The 15,672-nt window shown below is 50.4% G+C and carries 12 protein-coding genes; 3 read left to right on the forward strand and 9 right to left on the reverse strand.

What is annotated here, in order from left to right:
* Positions 1-133: 133 nt before the first annotated feature.
* Complete coding sequence (locus tag HY774_03625) at positions 134-1,135, forward strand: hypothetical protein (protein ID MBI4747548.1); 1,002 nt, start codon at positions 134-136, stop codon at positions 1,133-1,135.
* 30 nt (positions 1,136-1,165) lie between these two features.
* Positions 1,166-2,365: a hypothetical protein gene (locus tag HY774_03630; GenBank protein MBI4747549.1), complete on the forward strand. Its 1,200-nt coding sequence runs from the start codon at positions 1,166-1,168 to the stop codon at positions 2,363-2,365.
* On the opposite strand, the gene HY774_03635 is transcribed toward HY774_03630, so the two are convergent.
* The 7 genes from HY774_03635 to HY774_03665 form a co-directional block, all read right to left on the reverse strand.
* Positions 2,347-2,685 carry a hypothetical protein gene (locus HY774_03635; GenBank protein ID MBI4747550.1) on the reverse strand — a complete coding sequence of 113 codons (339 nt, stop codon included), beginning with the start codon at positions 2,683-2,685 and terminating at the stop codon, positions 2,347-2,349. The two genes, HY774_03630 and HY774_03635, sit on opposite strands and share 19 nt — an antisense overlap.
* Before the next feature lie 274 nt (positions 2,686-2,959).
* Positions 2,960-3,781 carry a M20/M25/M40 family metallo-hydrolase gene (locus tag HY774_03640; GenBank protein MBI4747551.1) on the reverse strand — a complete coding sequence of 274 codons (822 nt, stop codon included), beginning with the start codon at positions 3,779-3,781 and terminating at the stop codon, positions 2,960-2,962.
* 683 nt (positions 3,782-4,464) lie between these two features.
* Positions 4,465-5,904 carry a 30S ribosomal protein S12 methylthiotransferase RimO gene (rimO, locus tag HY774_03645; GenBank protein MBI4747552.1) on the reverse strand — a complete coding sequence of 480 codons (1,440 nt, stop codon included), beginning with the start codon at positions 5,902-5,904 and terminating at the stop codon, positions 4,465-4,467.
* Positions 5,840-6,550: a hypothetical protein gene (locus tag HY774_03650; GenBank protein ID MBI4747553.1), complete on the reverse strand. Its 711-nt coding sequence runs from the start codon at positions 6,548-6,550 to the stop codon at positions 5,840-5,842. The genes rimO and HY774_03650 overlap by 65 nt, the downstream gene beginning before the upstream one ends.
* Positions 6,551-6,556: 6 nt before the next feature.
* A complete protein-coding gene (locus HY774_03655) occupies positions 6,557-7,189 on the reverse strand; it encodes a radical SAM protein (protein ID MBI4747554.1) in 633 nt (210 codons plus the stop codon).
* A 166-nt stretch (positions 7,190-7,355) separates the two neighbouring features.
* On the reverse strand, positions 7,356-9,005 hold the full coding sequence (locus HY774_03660) for a glycosyltransferase family 2 protein (GenBank protein MBI4747555.1): 1,650 nt from the start codon (positions 9,003-9,005) through the stop codon (positions 7,356-7,358).
* Between the two features lie 206 nt (positions 9,006-9,211).
* Positions 9,212-10,327 (reverse strand): HEAT repeat domain-containing protein, encoded by a 1,116-nt coding sequence (locus HY774_03665; protein MBI4747556.1) that lies wholly within the window; start codon positions 10,325-10,327, stop codon positions 9,212-9,214.
* Between the two features lie 416 nt (positions 10,328-10,743).
* Here HY774_03665 and HY774_03670 point away from each other — a divergent pair, with 416 nt between their 5' ends.
* Entirely contained in the window at positions 10,744-12,006 is a 1,263-nt protein-coding gene (locus HY774_03670) for an ABC transporter permease (protein ID MBI4747557.1), read from the forward strand.
* A gap of 268 nt (positions 12,007-12,274) precedes the next feature.
* Here HY774_03670 and HY774_03675 read toward each other — a convergent pair whose 3' ends face one another.
* A complete protein-coding gene (locus HY774_03675; GenBank protein ID MBI4747558.1) occupies positions 12,275-13,645 on the reverse strand; it encodes a serine/threonine-protein phosphatase in 1,371 nt (456 codons plus the stop codon).
* An 877-nt stretch (positions 13,646-14,522) separates the two neighbouring features.
* Complete coding sequence (locus HY774_03680; GenBank protein MBI4747559.1) at positions 14,523-15,668, reverse strand: cystathionine gamma-synthase; 1,146 nt, start codon at positions 15,666-15,668, stop codon at positions 14,523-14,525.
* Between the last annotated feature and the right edge of the window lie 4 nt (positions 15,669-15,672).

The following is a 15,672-nucleotide window of genomic DNA, read 5'->3' on the forward strand; positions in this document are numbered from 1 at the left end:
TTTGATTTCCAACAAAGTTTCAGTTCAAACAACACACTGATGTGCAAAGGATATTTTTTTGCCTTGAATCAAGAAAGGCACTGGTTCATAACCCCTCAACAATCAATATTTTCCAAAAGGAGAAGCATCCACCATGGTTGCGAACGGTACCCCAGCAGACAATAAAACCCAAATCGTAAAATCCTTCCAGCAACTTTTGGAATCACGAAAACGGGCGGCTTCCCAGGTCGCCACGAAAGAGATTGCAGCGGAAAAACAAAAAGATGCTGCAATTCTGGCCCAGGCTTCAACTTACACGATTGAAACCACCGTCAAGGGATTGGCTGACCTGCAACTTGATTTTGGCAATACGATTGATGCGGTTGCCACCAAATTGACCACGGAAACTGGAAAACTTGATGAACTGCGTCGGGCGATTGAAGTCGAACGCGAAAACCTCGTTGACCTCAACAACACGCAAATTGCTGCCGATGCCCTCGATATCTTGACCCAGGAGCACCGTGAACAACTTCGAGCATTTGAAGAAGATCAGGCCCGGCGCACATCTGAACTGGAAACTGAAATTTCAGACACCCGCACCAACTGGAAAAAAGAACAGGAGAGTTTTGACCGACTGGCCCAGGAACATGCGGAATTGATCCAAAAAGAACGCCAGCAGGCCGAAGCTGATTATCAGTACGAAGTTGAAAATCGCCGTAAAATCGAAGCCAACAACTATGAAGATCGAAAACGCAAGCTTGAAATTGAACTGACGGAAACCGAAAAGGAAAAAGAAAAACGCTGGACCGAACGCGAAACCATCCTGACTGAACGCCAGCCACAAATTGAAGAGCACAAAGCCAAAGTCGAAACCATGCCCGCTGAGCTTGAAAAAGCAATTAAAACCGCTCGTGAAGATGCCATTAAAGACACCCACGAAGCCGAAAAACAAAAGGCGCTCCTGCTTGAAAAAGAAACCGAAGCCACCCACAAGATTTTTGATCTTAAAATTCAGTCACTTGAAGCAACTGTCACTCACCAAACTGAAGAGATTGCACACCTGACCACTCAGCTCCAGGCCGCATTGAAACAGGTCCAGGAACTGGCCATGAGAGCCATTGAAGGCACAACCAAAAATAAACTCTCAGCCCAATAGTCCTCCACTCAAGCGGACCCGATGTCGTTGATGTCACATTACATCCGGCATCCACTTAACCGAAAGGATCGTGCCATGAGCAAAAATATCTCTTCAAAAAGCACCAAAAATGAAATCCTGGATGTCCTCAACGAAGTGACTGAGGAAAAAGAGCAGCTTGAGCACAACCTCAGCGAAGCCGAAGGCGCCGTTGAGCAATTGACCAAAGAAAATAAATCACTCAAAGCTCAACTCGAAACGCTACGCAAAGAGAAAAAATCAACTGACCCAACTCCATCAACCCCTCAGGAGCCACCCGCCCGCGGAGATCGAAAACCTATGCCCGAAATTCAAACTGGAGCGACAATTCCCCAAATCATCAATGATTTAACGAGTTTAAAAGCCCGTTTTGGTACAGCCGTCAGCGAGCTTTCAACCCGGCTCACCAGTGAAGTTTCAACCTTACAGCAACTCCGCAAAACCACAGAATCAGGCCGACAGCGACTGGAAACCCTGTATGGGCTTCAAATTTCGGACACCACGCTCGAAACACTCATCCAGGATTATCAGGTGAAATCCAGGACGTTCGAGGAAGACTTCAAGGTGAAGAAAACCACGTTTGAACAGGAATTTTCTGAAAAACAAAAGACCTGGCGCAAAGAACAGGACGATCATGCATTGGTGATCAAAGACCGCAATGCCACCAGTCAAAAAACCCGTCAGCGCGAAGAAGCCGAGTACCGGTTTACCCTTGAAAACGCCCGCAAGCTCGACAACGAAGCCTATACCCGGCTTCGCAAAGAACTTGATCAGGCACTGGTTGAAAACCGCCAGGTCAAGGAAAAAGAATGGGCCAAACGGGAGCAATCCACTGCCGAGCGGGAAAAACAGGCAGATGAATTAAAGGCAAAGGTTGAAAACTTCCAGAAAGAGCTGGAAGCAGCCGTAAAGAAAGCCGCCAACGAAGGCACCGGGATTGCCACACATCAGGCACGGCTCAAAGCGGATTTAATTGCGAAGGAAACCGAAGGCGTCAAACGAGTGAAAGAGCTGCAAATTCAATCACTTGAGAGCGCAATCACCAAGCAGTCAGCTCAAATTCAAACCCTCTCAGCCCAACTCACCGCGGCGCTCAAACAGGCTCAAGATCTGGCAGTCAAGGCCATTGAAGGCGCTTCAACCGAAACCTCATTCCAGGCAGTTCGGGAAATTGCGATGGAGCAAGCCAAAAATCAGCAGAAGAGCAAGTAAAGCCAGTTTGTAGTCAGTAGTTCGCTAAGTACCAGTCCCCATAAAAGGGGGATGAAATTCAACCAGTCGCTGGCAGAAACATTGGTTTTCGCCCGGATGGGCGCTGGAAAATAGCCGGTGGCAAGTGTCGCTTTGGACATGCGGCCACCGGACAGAGCCGCCATCACGGGTTCGCGCCCAGATGGGCGCTGGAACAGGAGTTGTGAGCGAGCAGCCGAAACTTCCACGAAAACCGGGACCCAAACCAGCTTCCAGCGCCCATCCGGACGCGAACCACTGCGGATTGAAGCTCCGGTGGTGTGCCCAAAGCGGCAAACCACCGGCTATTGTCCGGCGCCCATCCGGGCGAAAGCCAATTCGGAATCACCGAAATTCCATCCCCTATTTATGGGAACTTGTACTAAGTTTATTTAATTGAACTATTTGACTGTTTTCTAATGCCAGAACCTCCTGGCAACCTGGTACAACATCGGTCAGTACCACCTGCGTCAGCCTAGATTTTGTGCAAACAGCCCCCTCTCTCAAAATCCTGCTTGTAAAATTGTTTTTCCAGTTTTCCGTCCTTTTGGGTCACTCACAAACCTCGGTTCAGGTTCAGTGGTCGAAATTCAGGTTCTGAATTTGAACCAGGTGGTTGAAGTTGCTGAGCCTCAATAGACAAAACCGGAAAAATAGGAAATCAATTTTCTCAATCTCGTCGCTCACCTTGTGGTAGTCACCATGCAGCCCATAACTTGAAACCGTGTGCGCAATGACGCCCCGTTTGGCCAGGGCATAGTTGTCAGATCGTTGAAAGAAAAATTCCTGGGGGTGAGGATCCATCACAAGGTGAGCACCCTGTTTGGCCAGCTCAGCACCCAGGTCAGACAGATCAAAGCCAGTCAACCAGAGCGTGTCCGATCCAACTTTCGGGTCGGGTCGCCCAATCATTTCAAATTCGAGGTTGGTCACAATATTTTTGAGCGGAACTGGTGGATGATCTAAAAAATATCGGGCGCCAGGTCCGCCAATTTCTTCGCTGCCAAAACAGACAAAATAGACGCTTCGTTTTGGACGGGGACTGTTTCCTAAAGCCCGGGCCAGTTCTAAAACCGCCGCCACACCTGACGCATCGTCATCGGCTCCATTGTAAATGGTGTCTTTGTCTGGAGAGTACTTGCCGCCAATGTGATCCATATGGGCTGACAGGAGAATCACTTCGGCCTGCTGCTTTGGGTCACTTCCAGGCAGGCAGCCAACCACGTTCCAGGTTTGTTTGATTTCACCAGCCTGAACTTTCCCTTTGATTGAAAACAGCGTTCCGTCAGCAACCTGTCGCAATATTTCAGCCGCTGATTTTTCAACAAAAATGATCGTTGGCGCCTGAGCATTCCCCGGAGGGAGTTCCGGAGATTGTTTCGAGAACCGTTCCCACATCACCTGTTCGCGTTCACCAATCACGAGCAACACCGCTTTTGCCCCTTGAGAAAGCGCAGTTGAAACCTGGGTGTATTGATCCTGGGAACTGGCGCCCTCTTTGCTATCCAGAAAGACAAAGGCTCCGGCTTTGGCAACCGCATCAGGCACTAATTTTTGAAACGGACCGCTGAGTTCAGCATCAGCCACCTGATACATCACAACTTCCTTGCCATGGGTCCACGTCACAGGATTTAAAGCACCAGGAAATGACAACTGTGGCGGTTCAGCAAAGGTGCGTTTGGTCAGCGTTGCCGTTTGGAAATAAGTCACAGTACCGGACTTATCTTTTTCCCCGGCTGGTTCAATCCCAAACTGGCGAAACTGAGCGGCAATGTACTGGCCGGCAATGCGTTCAAACTGTGTGGCGCTGGCTCTTCCCTGAAGCGCATCACTCGCCAAAAACTCAAGATGAGCCCGGACGTTGCGTTCCTGAACCGGTTCCCCGGTAAAAACCAGTGCCGCTTGTGGCCTGGGGGTTTTGGCAGACTTACGCGAGCGCGGTTTTGAAGGCCGTTTTTGTTGAGCCTCAAGATTGGGCGTGGCAACCAAAAGAAAAAGGAGAATTGCACCAAACTGGAAAGCAATTCTCCGCAAGGACAAATTCAATTGTTGTTTCATAAACGTGGGGGTGGAGTAGCCTTTCAACCAGCGGCAACAATATGACCAACCAGATCGTGGGCGTGGGTTTCCGTGATCTCAACCCGGACAAGCTGGCCAATTTCGGGCTTGAACCCTTCAGGGGTATCAGTAATGAGCACATGGCCATCAATTTCCGGTGCCTGGGTTGCCATGCGTCCCTGCCAGATTAAATCGCTTTCCTCAGATAACCCTTCAAACACGACATCAACCGTTTTTCCTAAAAAGCGTTTGTTGCGGCGCTTGGAAATCTGCTCCTGGACTTTCATCAATTTTTTGCGACGGGATTCGGCAGTGCGGGCTGGAACTTTGTCAGCCAGGTTGAAAGCCGGTGTGGAGTCTTCGTCCGAGTAAGTAAACACACCAACCCGGTCAAATTCCTGTTCCTTGCAAAAGGAAATCAGTTCCTCAAAGTCAGCTTCGGTTTCACCTGGATAGCCCACAATAAAGGTGGTCCGCAGGACAATATCGGGGACATGAGCTCGAATCCGACGCACCATTTTTTCAAGAAATTCACGCGACCCAGGCCGCCGCATCGCGTGAAGCATTCGCGTGCTGGCGTGCTGGAGCGGAATATCAACGTACTTGCAGAGTCTGGGTTCTGCTGCCATAACGTCCAGCACGGCATTGCTCAACCGGGTTGGATAGCTATAGAGAAATCGGACCCACTGCAACCCTTCAATTTTGGCTAACTCCTTGAGCAGATTGGCTAAACCATCTTTGACACCGAGGTCTTCGCCATAACTGGTGGTATCCTGCCCGATGAGAATTAACTCCTTGACGCCTTCAGCAGCCAACCGTTCGGCTTCTTGTAAAATCGAGCCTGCCCGCCGGCTGCGCAGGTTGCCGCGCATTTGCGGGATGCTGCAAAACGCGCAAGGGTGATCGCAGCCTTCAGCAATTTTCAGGTAGGCATAATGGCGGGGCGTGGTACGCAGGCGCGGAGTCTGGTCGCTATAGAGGTAAGCTGCGGCTTCAAGTCCGGCTTCGCGAGCTGGTACGGGATCAAGTCTGGCGGATGGTGTCGCCAAAACTGGCAGCCGTCGTTTTGACTGTAATTGAACTGGATTGCGGACGACCTGGTCATTGAGCCCGTGAACCAGCGAGGTAATTCCTTCAAGTTCATTGGTTCCAAGAAATCCATCAATTTCTGGAATTTCCTGGAGCAGATCGTTGCGATAGCGTTCGACCAGGCACCCGGTCACAATCAACTTGCGGCCTTGCGCCTGTTCTTTGAGCGTTGCCATTTCAAGAATGGTATTGATTGACTCCTGTTTGGCGGCTTCGATAAATCCGCACGTGTTGACCACCAGGACATCAGCTTCATCGGCTTCCTGCGTTAAGGTGTGGCCCTGTTGAGCCAGAAGACCCATCATCACTTCACTGTCCACCAGATTTTTGGGGCAGCCGAGGCTGATGAATCCGACTTTCTTCTGCTTTGTCATAAATAAAATCTACGGCTTCCTGATACCCTGAAGGAAATTCTGCATAAGGAGATTCGGTGGCATGGTCTTCGGACGGTGCCGCCGATGGAATGGAACCTGCTACCAGGGGAACAGGTTGCGCCGGTGAAGCATCTTGAGATTGAGGAAGTGCAAACTCGGGGAAGAGATATCCGTCAGGGAGTTCCGGATGTGGCTGGCAAATGCGTTGCTGAACCATTTCCTCCAACCAGAGCCGGGCTTCGCTATAGGTCAGTTCCGTTCGCAAGGCGACCGTTCCTGGCCGAACCACACCATTAAAAATCTTGGCCAGCCGCAGGATTTCTTTCTCAATTGCCTTTGTCCGAACCGGCGTGTCGTCAAATGACTGGAAAATATAAATGTGATGCCCATCTGGGGTCAATTCACTGTCACAGTATCCATCCCGCTGTAACCGCCGCAGGCAGCCTTCAATCACTTCGACACTTTCGGGTGGGCGTGTATGAACATCGAGGGCGGTAATTCGGCCATTGCGTATCAGGGCCATGCGGATAATCTGGCGTTCAAGTTCGGCCATCCGTTCAATATCGCCCCGCAACTGCGCCTGCTGAATGGCGTACCACATCACCCCACCAATGATCAACAGGAATAAAAGCAGTAGCGGTCCCATGGCACTTCACACTCCGTGCATATCAGCCGGCCAAACCATTTTATGCAACTGCACCTGGAATCGTGCCCGGAGCCCATCGGCCAGCATTTGTTCGACAATTGGCCGCCGGTCAATTCCAAACACGGTCGAAATCAACACATTGACTCGCGACTCAAGGTGATGGTGTCGAATACAGTCACGCGCCCAGAAATAATCATTGAGGCTGGCCAGCACAAATTTGACCTCATCTCGGGGCGTCAAATACTCCAGGTTCGACCAGAGATTTTTTTCCGCTTCGCCACTTTCAGGACACTTGATATCCATAATCTTGATGATTCGTGGGTCAAGTTTTGAAATATCGCGGTGGCCACCGGTCTCAATCAACACCTGATACCCTTCATCAAGCAGTCGGGTAGCTAGCGGGTAGATTTCCTTTTGCAGCAAGGGTTCCCCACCAGTTAATTCCACCAATCGGGTCGGGTACGAATAAACCCGATCCATGATTTCATCGAGCGTCATCTGGGTCCCGCCGGTAAAAGTGTATTCCGAATCACACCACGTGCAGCGCAGATCGCAACCAGTCGTTCGGACAAAAATACAGGGCAACCCGGCAAAGCTGGACTCGCCCTGAATACTGAAAAAAATCTCGGTAATTCGCATCGTTCATAATCAAATGAAGAATCCTTTTAGTGATTAGTGGTTAGTGGTTAGTGGTTGATTCCTGGTTCTTGGTTCTTCTTCGAAAGTATTGATTTCTAACCACTAACCACCAACCACTAACCACTAATCCAACTAACCACTAACCACAACTAACCACATTCTTCATTCAATAGGTTCCTTTTCCCAAAGCATAATCAATGATTCCACGGAGCTTCCAGTATGCGGACATCTGGCGGTAGCCAATCGCATGCGTTGAGGCAACCAGGATGAGTTTCAGCAATCTTCCAGGTTGTCGAATGGAACGAGCTGAAAATTCTTCACTTAACACAGATCCGATTGACTGGACGAGGGCAAACGTCATCATCGCAAAAATGAAAAACATCATTTCCGATGGATCAATCAGACCAAGGACGCCCATGAGAAAAACCAGTCCAAATCCAATTAACTCAATCACGGGGCCCAGAATATCAATCAGGAAAAAGACCGGGTAGGACAGGCTCCGCCACCAGAAATCGCCATGAGATTTAAAAATCAACTTCCAATGAGTTATCAGGGATCGAAATGCCAGACGCTGCCAGTTTCGCTGGGACTGTCCAATCACATTTAAATCTTCGGGAACTTCGATCCTGGCCAGAATATCGGAGAGGAAAACGACCCGTCGCGGGAGTTTGCGTTTGTCCTGATATTGAATATGGAGCAGCAGGTTAAAGCTGACCTCCTCGCTCATCGGATCATACCCGCCAGCGGCCACAACATCTGATTTGCGAAGCAATCGAGGAATGCCACCTGAGACGGGAACGCTGCCCAGCCAGTTTCGAGCCAGCCAGCTTGAATGAAACGCACTCATTCGGTCTACACGTTGCAGGTTTTGGATCCAGGTTGACAGGTCTTCTTCGGCAAAAGTGGCTCCAAAAATGCTGACGGTTGGGGAATATCGTGTCAGTGGTGACCCAACCACAACTGGTGCTTCAGGTGATTCGGAAGAATCCTGATTGCGTCCCAATCCAATTTCGGTGTCGGGCACTTCGAGATTGATATCCCCTGTCAGGCCAGCCAGACTGCTGACAGCCACAGTGTTGGTATGGTCTTCGATAAAGCCTTTTGCCAACCTAACCAGTGCGCGGGATTGTAAAACTGTATCTGGGTCTTCAGTCAGGACGAGAGGGTATTGAGTCAGATTGAGGGCAAAGTTGAGGGAGTCTCCCCGGCCACTCCAGGGTTTATCCACCACTGTCAAATTTGGGTAAAGCGCGGAGGTGCATACGTTCCCATCGGTCCGTGTTGGTAAGGTCCGGCAAATCACCTTATTCACTGGATGCAGGTCAAAAGAGGATTGCAGGATTTGCTGGGTCGCATCGGTTGATCCATCATTGACCACCACCAGTTCAAACGTCGGGTACTCCAGCTTGAGCAGGCGTTCAATTCGTTCAGTAATTGTTCCCGCTTCATTATGAACCCACACCATCAGTGAAATCGGAGGCACGCGGAGTGAATAGGGCAACAACCACCCTTGACCAAGTTGCTGACTCAGACTGTATACCCGAATTTGAATAACTGAAATTATCATCTGAACCAGACGGATAACACCCGCAATCAAAATAAACCCAAGCAGCACAATAAAAAGGTGGTGAATGGCGCGAGCAAACGCCGAACTGGTTGCCTGACGGTTGCCAATGGTGAGTTCAAGTGCAAAGAACACCGCTCCCAAAATCAGTGGGCTTAACAGAAACAACCAGCCACCTAGCCGGCTAAATCGCCCGGCAAAGCTGTTATCCCGGTGAGGAAAGTTTTCAGTTCGCAGTCCAAGATTTTCCATGGGCAGTTGTGTGCTGACGAAGTTTGTTTTCCGTCAATGAGAGGAAATAGAGTGAAGGGGGAACATGTTACGGCTCGTGATTCGCAGTTCGTATCGGGTCTCTCGTTCAAAGTTCCTGGTGCTTCGTGTTTCGTGTTTGGGAAGCAATGTCCTTGAAGAACCAGGTATCAAGTACCAGTCACCAGCCCACTTCTCATCCCGAAGGACTAAATCTGGTCCATCACCTGCCTGGCCATTTCCCGGGCAAACCGGTCTTGACTTCGCTGAAGATGATCCAGTGCTTCATATCCAAATTCACCAAATTGCTTTAATGCCACGGCGGCATTATGCCGGACCCAATAGGCTTCGTCTGAAACAGCCTGAATCAACAATGGAATGGCATCTAAAACCTGCATTTCCCCAAGGGCGCGGGCAGTCACGGCTCGAACTTCCCAGGCTGGGTCTTTCAAACAGCGCAGAATGACCTCAAGTTCATCATGAGACTCGATACCAAGAGCAGTGAGGGCTCGGACAGCTCGGGCCCGAATATCAACCGAATCAGACTTCAGTAAATCATCAGCCGCCTGGCGACAGGCACGCGGATTGAGACGATTCCGGGCTCGTTGACCAAATTCAGAGAGCAAATCCAGGACGGTGGCTGAAATTCGTTCGCGCCGCTCACGTTTGGGCCCTGAAGCCCGGAGCAGGTCAAGCAAGGGGAGCGTCAATTCACCAGTCATTCCAAGCAAACAATTGGCGGCGTGCATCAACTCCCAACCATTGGCATCGGCGAGCGAGACCACAATTGGGGAAACAGCGCGGTCGTCCCCGATTTCAGTCAGTGCCCAGATGGCCATCAACCGAACTTCCTGAGATGGGTCACGCAACGCCGTGGTCAAGGTTTCAATTGCTGAAGCACATCGCATTTGCCCAAGGCGATAGGCAGTGCGAGCCCGTTCGTACCAGGGTTTTTTGGTGTCGCGCAGAATCTGCATATCCTCAGCCTGCATCCCGGTGCCTTCATACAACTCGGCTAATCGCCAGCGGTCTTCATCCGACAAGACACGCGACAGTTCGGTCATGACTTGCTTCAAGACCGCAGTTTCATCCTGTGATTTTGGTTTGAGAGGTTTGACGACCCAGGTCAATCCATTGTTATTTGGATCGGCAAGTTCCTGAATGGCGGTGAGGAGTTTTGATCGGGTCGTATCCCGCATATCGAGCCGAATCCGGTCCCGCCAGGCAGCATATGATCGAATCCCGAGCAGAATCACCACGCCAATACCCAAAACCACCAGAAGTCCGGTGAGCCCCCAAACGAGGAATGGTGCGAGCGACTCCATAACGAATGCTCTGTACAATGGCTAAAAATAGTTAGCTGAGATGATGTGATGCCAGTGGATAGCAATGACAGATTGGTTGCAGACTTGGGTATCCTAGACCATGATTGCGAAAATTGGAATGTAGAGCGTTGAAAGAATCAGGTTTCCCGCACGCTGACAATGCGTTTTTTTCCTGTTCAGCTTCAAAATCGCGCCATTTCAGTCATTCAGTTTGAGGAACCTACATTCAATCACTCAGATCACAACCTTGAGAAAAAGTCTCTTTTTCTTTGATTTAGCTTGTGTTTCTGATGGCTGGTTCGTAGCCCAGAAACTGGGCGACGAGCCAGCACCCGGTTCGCGGTTCAAAACCGATATTCTTTGCACTTCTATGGTTGGTCACTGACCATACTCCATCTTCAGGCACACCACACCTTATGGCCTCCTCTCCGTTTTCGAGCCGGACCAGCTTCCGGGAAATCATTGCTCTGGCATTAGATGCGCTCAATGCCCATCGCCTTCGCAGCTTTCTGACAATTTTAGGTGTCATCATCGGCGTTTCAACCGTCATTGGAATGGTCTCAATTATTCAGGGACTCAACCGGGCGTTTGCCAATCAAATTGAATCCCTCGGGTCAAACACGATTTTTATTTCAAAGTTTGACCCGAGCTTTCGCCGAACTCGAACCAGTGAAGAACGGCAGCGAAAAGACCTGACGGTGGACGATGGACTGGCAATCGGGCGTGAAGCGCCATCCATTTTGTCGGTGTCACCTGAGCGACGGCGCAATAATATTTCACTTCGGTATGAAGCCCGCGTGATGGATACCTCTCAATTAGCTGGAGTTTTGCCGACGTATGAGATTACCCGTAGCAATTACACGGCGGGCGGGCGGTTCTTTTCCGACATGGATATTTTGCATCGAACGGAAACCTGCGTGCTGGGAATGGATGTGGTTGATGCGCTGTTCCCCAATGATGACCCGATTGGGAAGGTAATCCGAATGGATGGACACCCGCTCAAGGTGATTGGGGTGCTTGAGCGAATGGGAAATTTCTTTGGTCAGACGCGGGACAATGTGATTTTGGTCCCACTGACCACCTTCGAGAAATACTACTCAGATTTTTCGGAACAGGGCGGCTCGTTTTTCTTTGTCATTGCACGTCCGAGAAACCGACGCATGGTTTCGCGGGCAGTTGAACAAATCACCGAGGTGTTGCGCCGGCGGCGAAATGTTCCATTTGGCGAAAAAGACAATTTTGGTATTTCCACTCAAGATAGTTTGCTGGACATCTATAACCAGCTTACGGGTGCCACCGCTCTAGTATTGACCGCTGTTTCCTTTATTTCACTGGGAATCGGCGGGATTGGGGTCATGAATATTATGCTGGTATCGGTGGTTGAGCGCACCCGAGAAATTGGCGTCCGCAAAGCCCTCGGTGCCCGCCGGGTTGATATTCGACAACAATTTTTGCTCGAAGCCGTCACACTCACTGGAATTGGGGGAATGATTGGTGTTCTGGTCGGACAGACCTTAAGTTTACTTATCAATCGGTTTTCACCCCTTCCCTCAACCGTTCCCTGGTGGGCAATGGTGGCAGGATTGACAGTTTCCGTGGTGGTTGGCCTCTTTTTTGGACTCTACCCGGCGATTAAAGCCTCTGAATTGTCACCGATTGAGGCGCTTCGATATGAATAAGTCAGTCGTCAGTCGTCGAGTGTTGGGATTTTGAAGTGTCTGTCAAGCGGATCTGGTTCTTTTTGAATTATTTGCAAAGTGCTCTTTTCAAGATCGTTGCAGACTGAAATACCTGGGTTTGGTCTACTGACCACTGACTACTGACTCATCAACTACTGACTACTGGCTTATCAACTACTGACTACTGAAGACAGGTATCCCGATTGAATCAAAGTTGCGGTTCGAGTGCAGTTTCCCTTTGATCAAAAAATAAAGGCGACAGGAACGATTACTTGTTCTCTTTCGCCGGTTCACTTGCAGGTGGGGTAGATTTTTGGGGAGAAGGCTGGCTTTCTGGCGGGGCGGGGGCGGGTGGGGCTGGAGTAGTTGGATTTGGTTTTGGCTGGGGAGGAGATTCAGCCGCAGTGGGTGCGGTATTCTTCCGATACAGCAAAAAAGCCACCACGATCAAGGCAAGCATGAACAGACTGGCAGCAATCAGTTTCGAATTATTTTGACTCTGGCGGACAGGTGTCGGGAGCGCCGGCATCGGTGGAGATGGAGCAGGTGGTGGTGGGGCAACCGACGGCTGTGAATTCGCCGCCGCCACTTCATAAAGTTCGGCAACGACCGCTGCCGAGAGGACAGCGGTGGTTTGTGGAACTTTTAATGAGCCAGTGGCTTTGTTCTGAGCGTCAAGGGTATCTTTCTCGTAAATCAGCAAACTTTCATCAATTTCATCCGGGAGGCGTGGATCACGCTGGATGATTCGTGACTCAAAGTTATTGCTGTCGGTTGGCGCATCTAATCCATCACCCGAAAAATGCATCAGCATGACGGTGATGTTGTCTTCCCCGCCTCGTTCGTTGGCCGATTGAATTAACTTGCGGCAGCCTTCGGTCAGATCTCCATTGCAGGCATTGAAAATCTGGAGCATTTCAGGTCCACGCACTTTGCCTGACAGCCCGTCGCTGCACAGCAACAAGATGTCATCGCGCTGTAATTGCACGCAATCCACAACCACAATCACTGAGGCAGTTGCCCCTAACGCCTGAAGAATCACATTTTTATAGTGATGGCTTTCGGCTTCTTCCTCAGTGATATGCCCGGCCTCGACCAACTGGCTGACCAGGGATTGATCTTTGGTCATTTGGGCAATTCGGCCATTGCGGATCAAATAGGCGCGTGAATCTCCGATTTGGGCCAGATAGAGCGTGGTGTTATCCACACCGGCAGCCGTAAAGGTGGCCCCCATCCCGGCATACTCGGCATGCGATTGACTTTTGCTATTGATCAGGAGATTGGCTTGCTCGACCGAAAGGCGAAGGCGTTCGTGGAAGGGAAATGGTTGAAATTTTGGATTCGCCTGAAACTGAAGCATCCAATCCCGAACCGCAGTTACCGCCAACTGGCTGGCAACCTCACCGGCTAATGCCCCGCCCATCCCATCAGACACGGCAAACAGTGATCCATATCGGCCTTGAGCAAAAGATAGCAACTCGGGAGGCGGTGCGTCATGGTCGGCGGTCCAGGTGGCCGCTGTACTCAGGTCAACCACCAGAAAATTGTCTTCGTTTCCCTGGCGTACCATGCCCACGTCAGTTTGAGCATACATCCTGATCAACACGGTTTTTTCACTATTTGTATTTTCGAGTGTCATAGGCAGGCAAGCCTTGCGTCAAATGATTGCGGTGTCAGTGATCCATAAACAGTGACGTTATTCCCACAGTGAATCGTGGGAATTCCTTATTTGACCTCATGCCGACCAACCCAGGAGCCAGGCAAGTTTTTACGCCAGCCTGTGATGTGACAAGAAAAGCTCCCCAAATTGATGCGTCATCAAGTCTTGAGTGAATTACCCTCAATGTGCAGCCACGGTCAGGGCAATTCCAGGACCTTGAAAGTCGGCGAATTCTTTTTACCTATGGTTGTCTGATTAGGCAACCCAAAAAATAGGAGACGGTCTTCATTCTGGCATGAAGATGCTAAAATTTAAGACTGTCCTTCTTTCAAGCCAAACCCGTGGATAGTGTAACTGGCAGATGCGATTGGTCTGAAACTTCCCTGGTGATGAAGAGTGCCCGGGGGTCTGTCTGCTTTTCCTCAAGAAACCAACGTCAACCTGGATTGGCTTCCCTATTTCGCGTGATCTCAAGCGGAAGGAGATCATCACGGTTTGGAAAAAGAGAAAACGCGGGGACTGAAACGTGATGTTGGAAATGATCTCAAAGTGAATGTAAAACTGGGTTCAGGTTGAGCGATGTGAAGAGAATGTCACCCTATTCGCCGCCGATTATAGCCAAGCTTTTTCCAGGAGCCTAGCGTGAAATCAGTTCACATCGAAAAACACTTTCCAGCCGCTCTCCTCAATACCAGATTCACCTGGTGTTGAAACTGGAGGAGCGTTGACTTATCGCTGAACTCCTGGTGATTGGAAATTGTGACTTCAGGCCAGAAATAAATGAAACGAAAGCACTTCCCTGAAAGTGAGGAGGCGCGGAACCATCTGACTGAATGGCTTTTTACCAGCGTGGGTTCTAAAGCTGTGCCAGGGCTTGATCCAGGTCCGCAACCAGGTCTTCACAATCTTCAATCCCGACTGATAAGCGAATCAAGGTATCGGTAATTCCAAGACGTTGGCGATCTTCATCAGGGACACTGGCATGGGTCATCGAAGCCGGGTGGCAAACCAGGCTTTCGACACCTCCTAACGATTCAGCCAGTGCAAAGACTCTCAGTCCTTCAAGTATTTTCCGGGCCTGGTCAATACCACCCGAGGCTTCAAAAGCCAGCATGGCGCCAAACCCGTCCATTTGCCGACAGGCCAGCTCATACTGTGGATGGGCTGGAAGTCCTGGGTAATACAGGCGGGTTACTTTTGGATGCGTGCTCAGGTATGCGGCAACGGCCCGTCCATTGATATCGTGTTGCTTCATGCGAACGGCCAGCGTTTTGATCCCCCGCAAGGTCAACCAGGCGTCAAATGGCGAAAGAATGGCACCAGCCGCGTTCTGAATGTAGGCCAGTTTTTCGTGAACTTCTTTGGAAGTCACCACCGCCACGCCTCCCACGCTATCACTGTGGCCATTGAGATATTTGGTGGTCGAATGAACCACAATATCGGCGCCACACTCGATTGGCCGCTGGAGGTAAGGTGACATAAAAGTGTTGTCAACCACCACCTGAATTTCTCTCGGGCGAGCAATCTCTGAAAGAGCCCGCAAATCACATAACCGCATCACCGGGTTGGTTGGGGTTTCCAAAAACATCATGCGGGTGTTTGGTTGAAGGGCATCAGCCACAACCCCAGGGTCAGTGGTATCAACATAACTGAACCGCAACCCGAATTTGGTCAGCACTTTGTCAAACAAACGATAAGTACCGCCATAGGTATTGTCTGAAACCACCACGTGATCGCCTGCCTTGAGCAACGTCGTCATCACGGCATGGATGGCAGCCATCCCTGAAGCAAAGGCGCAGGCCCCAACTCCTTTTTCCAGAACGGTTATATTCTCTTCGAGCGCTGCCCGCGTGGCATTGTGCGTCCGGGCATACTCATAGCCTTTGTGTTTCCCCAATCCGTCCTGCACATAGGTGGAGGTTTGATAAATTGGAACAGTGATCGAACCAGTGGTTGGGTCTGGGGCTTGACCCGCGTGAATAACATCTGTTGCGATTCCCATAATT

It is taken from the genome of Acidobacteriota bacterium, assembly GCA_016208495.1.
GTDB lineage: Bacteria > Acidobacteriota > Blastocatellia > Chloracidobacteriales > Chloracidobacteriaceae > JACQXX01.

Bases quoted from the DNA above. Each gene is read 5' to 3' on its own strand.
- HY774_03625 (MBI4747548.1), top strand. From the start codon at position 134: ATGGTTGCGAACGGTACCCCAGCAGACAATAAAACCCAAATCGTAAAA.
- HY774_03630 (MBI4747549.1), top strand. From the start codon at position 1,166: ATGTCACATTACATCCGGCATCCACTTAACCGAAAGGATCGTGCCATG.
- HY774_03640 (MBI4747551.1), bottom strand. From the start codon at position 3,781: ATGTGGGAACGGTTCTCGAAACAATCTCCGGAACTCCCTCCGGGGAAT.
- rimO (MBI4747552.1), bottom strand. From the start codon at position 5,904: ATGACAAAGCAGAAGAAAGTCGGATTCATCAGCCTCGGCTGCCCCAAA.
- HY774_03650 (MBI4747553.1), bottom strand. From the start codon at position 6,550: ATGGGACCGCTACTGCTTTTATTCCTGTTGATCATTGGTGGGGTGATG.
- HY774_03655 (MBI4747554.1), bottom strand. From the start codon at position 7,189: ATGCGAATTACCGAGATTTTTTTCAGTATTCAGGGCGAGTCCAGCTTT.
- HY774_03660 (MBI4747555.1), bottom strand. From the start codon at position 9,005: ATGGAAAATCTTGGACTGCGAACTGAAAACTTTCCTCACCGGGATAAC.
- HY774_03665 (MBI4747556.1), bottom strand. From the start codon at position 10,327: ATGGAGTCGCTCGCACCATTCCTCGTTTGGGGGCTCACCGGACTTCTG.
- HY774_03670 (MBI4747557.1), top strand. From the start codon at position 10,744: ATGGCCTCCTCTCCGTTTTCGAGCCGGACCAGCTTCCGGGAAATCATT.
- HY774_03675 (MBI4747558.1), bottom strand. From the start codon at position 13,645: ATGACACTCGAAAATACAAATAGTGAAAAAACCGTGTTGATCAGGATG.
- HY774_03680 (MBI4747559.1), bottom strand. From the start codon at position 15,668: ATGGGAATCGCAACAGATGTTATTCACGCGGGTCAAGCCCCAGACCCA.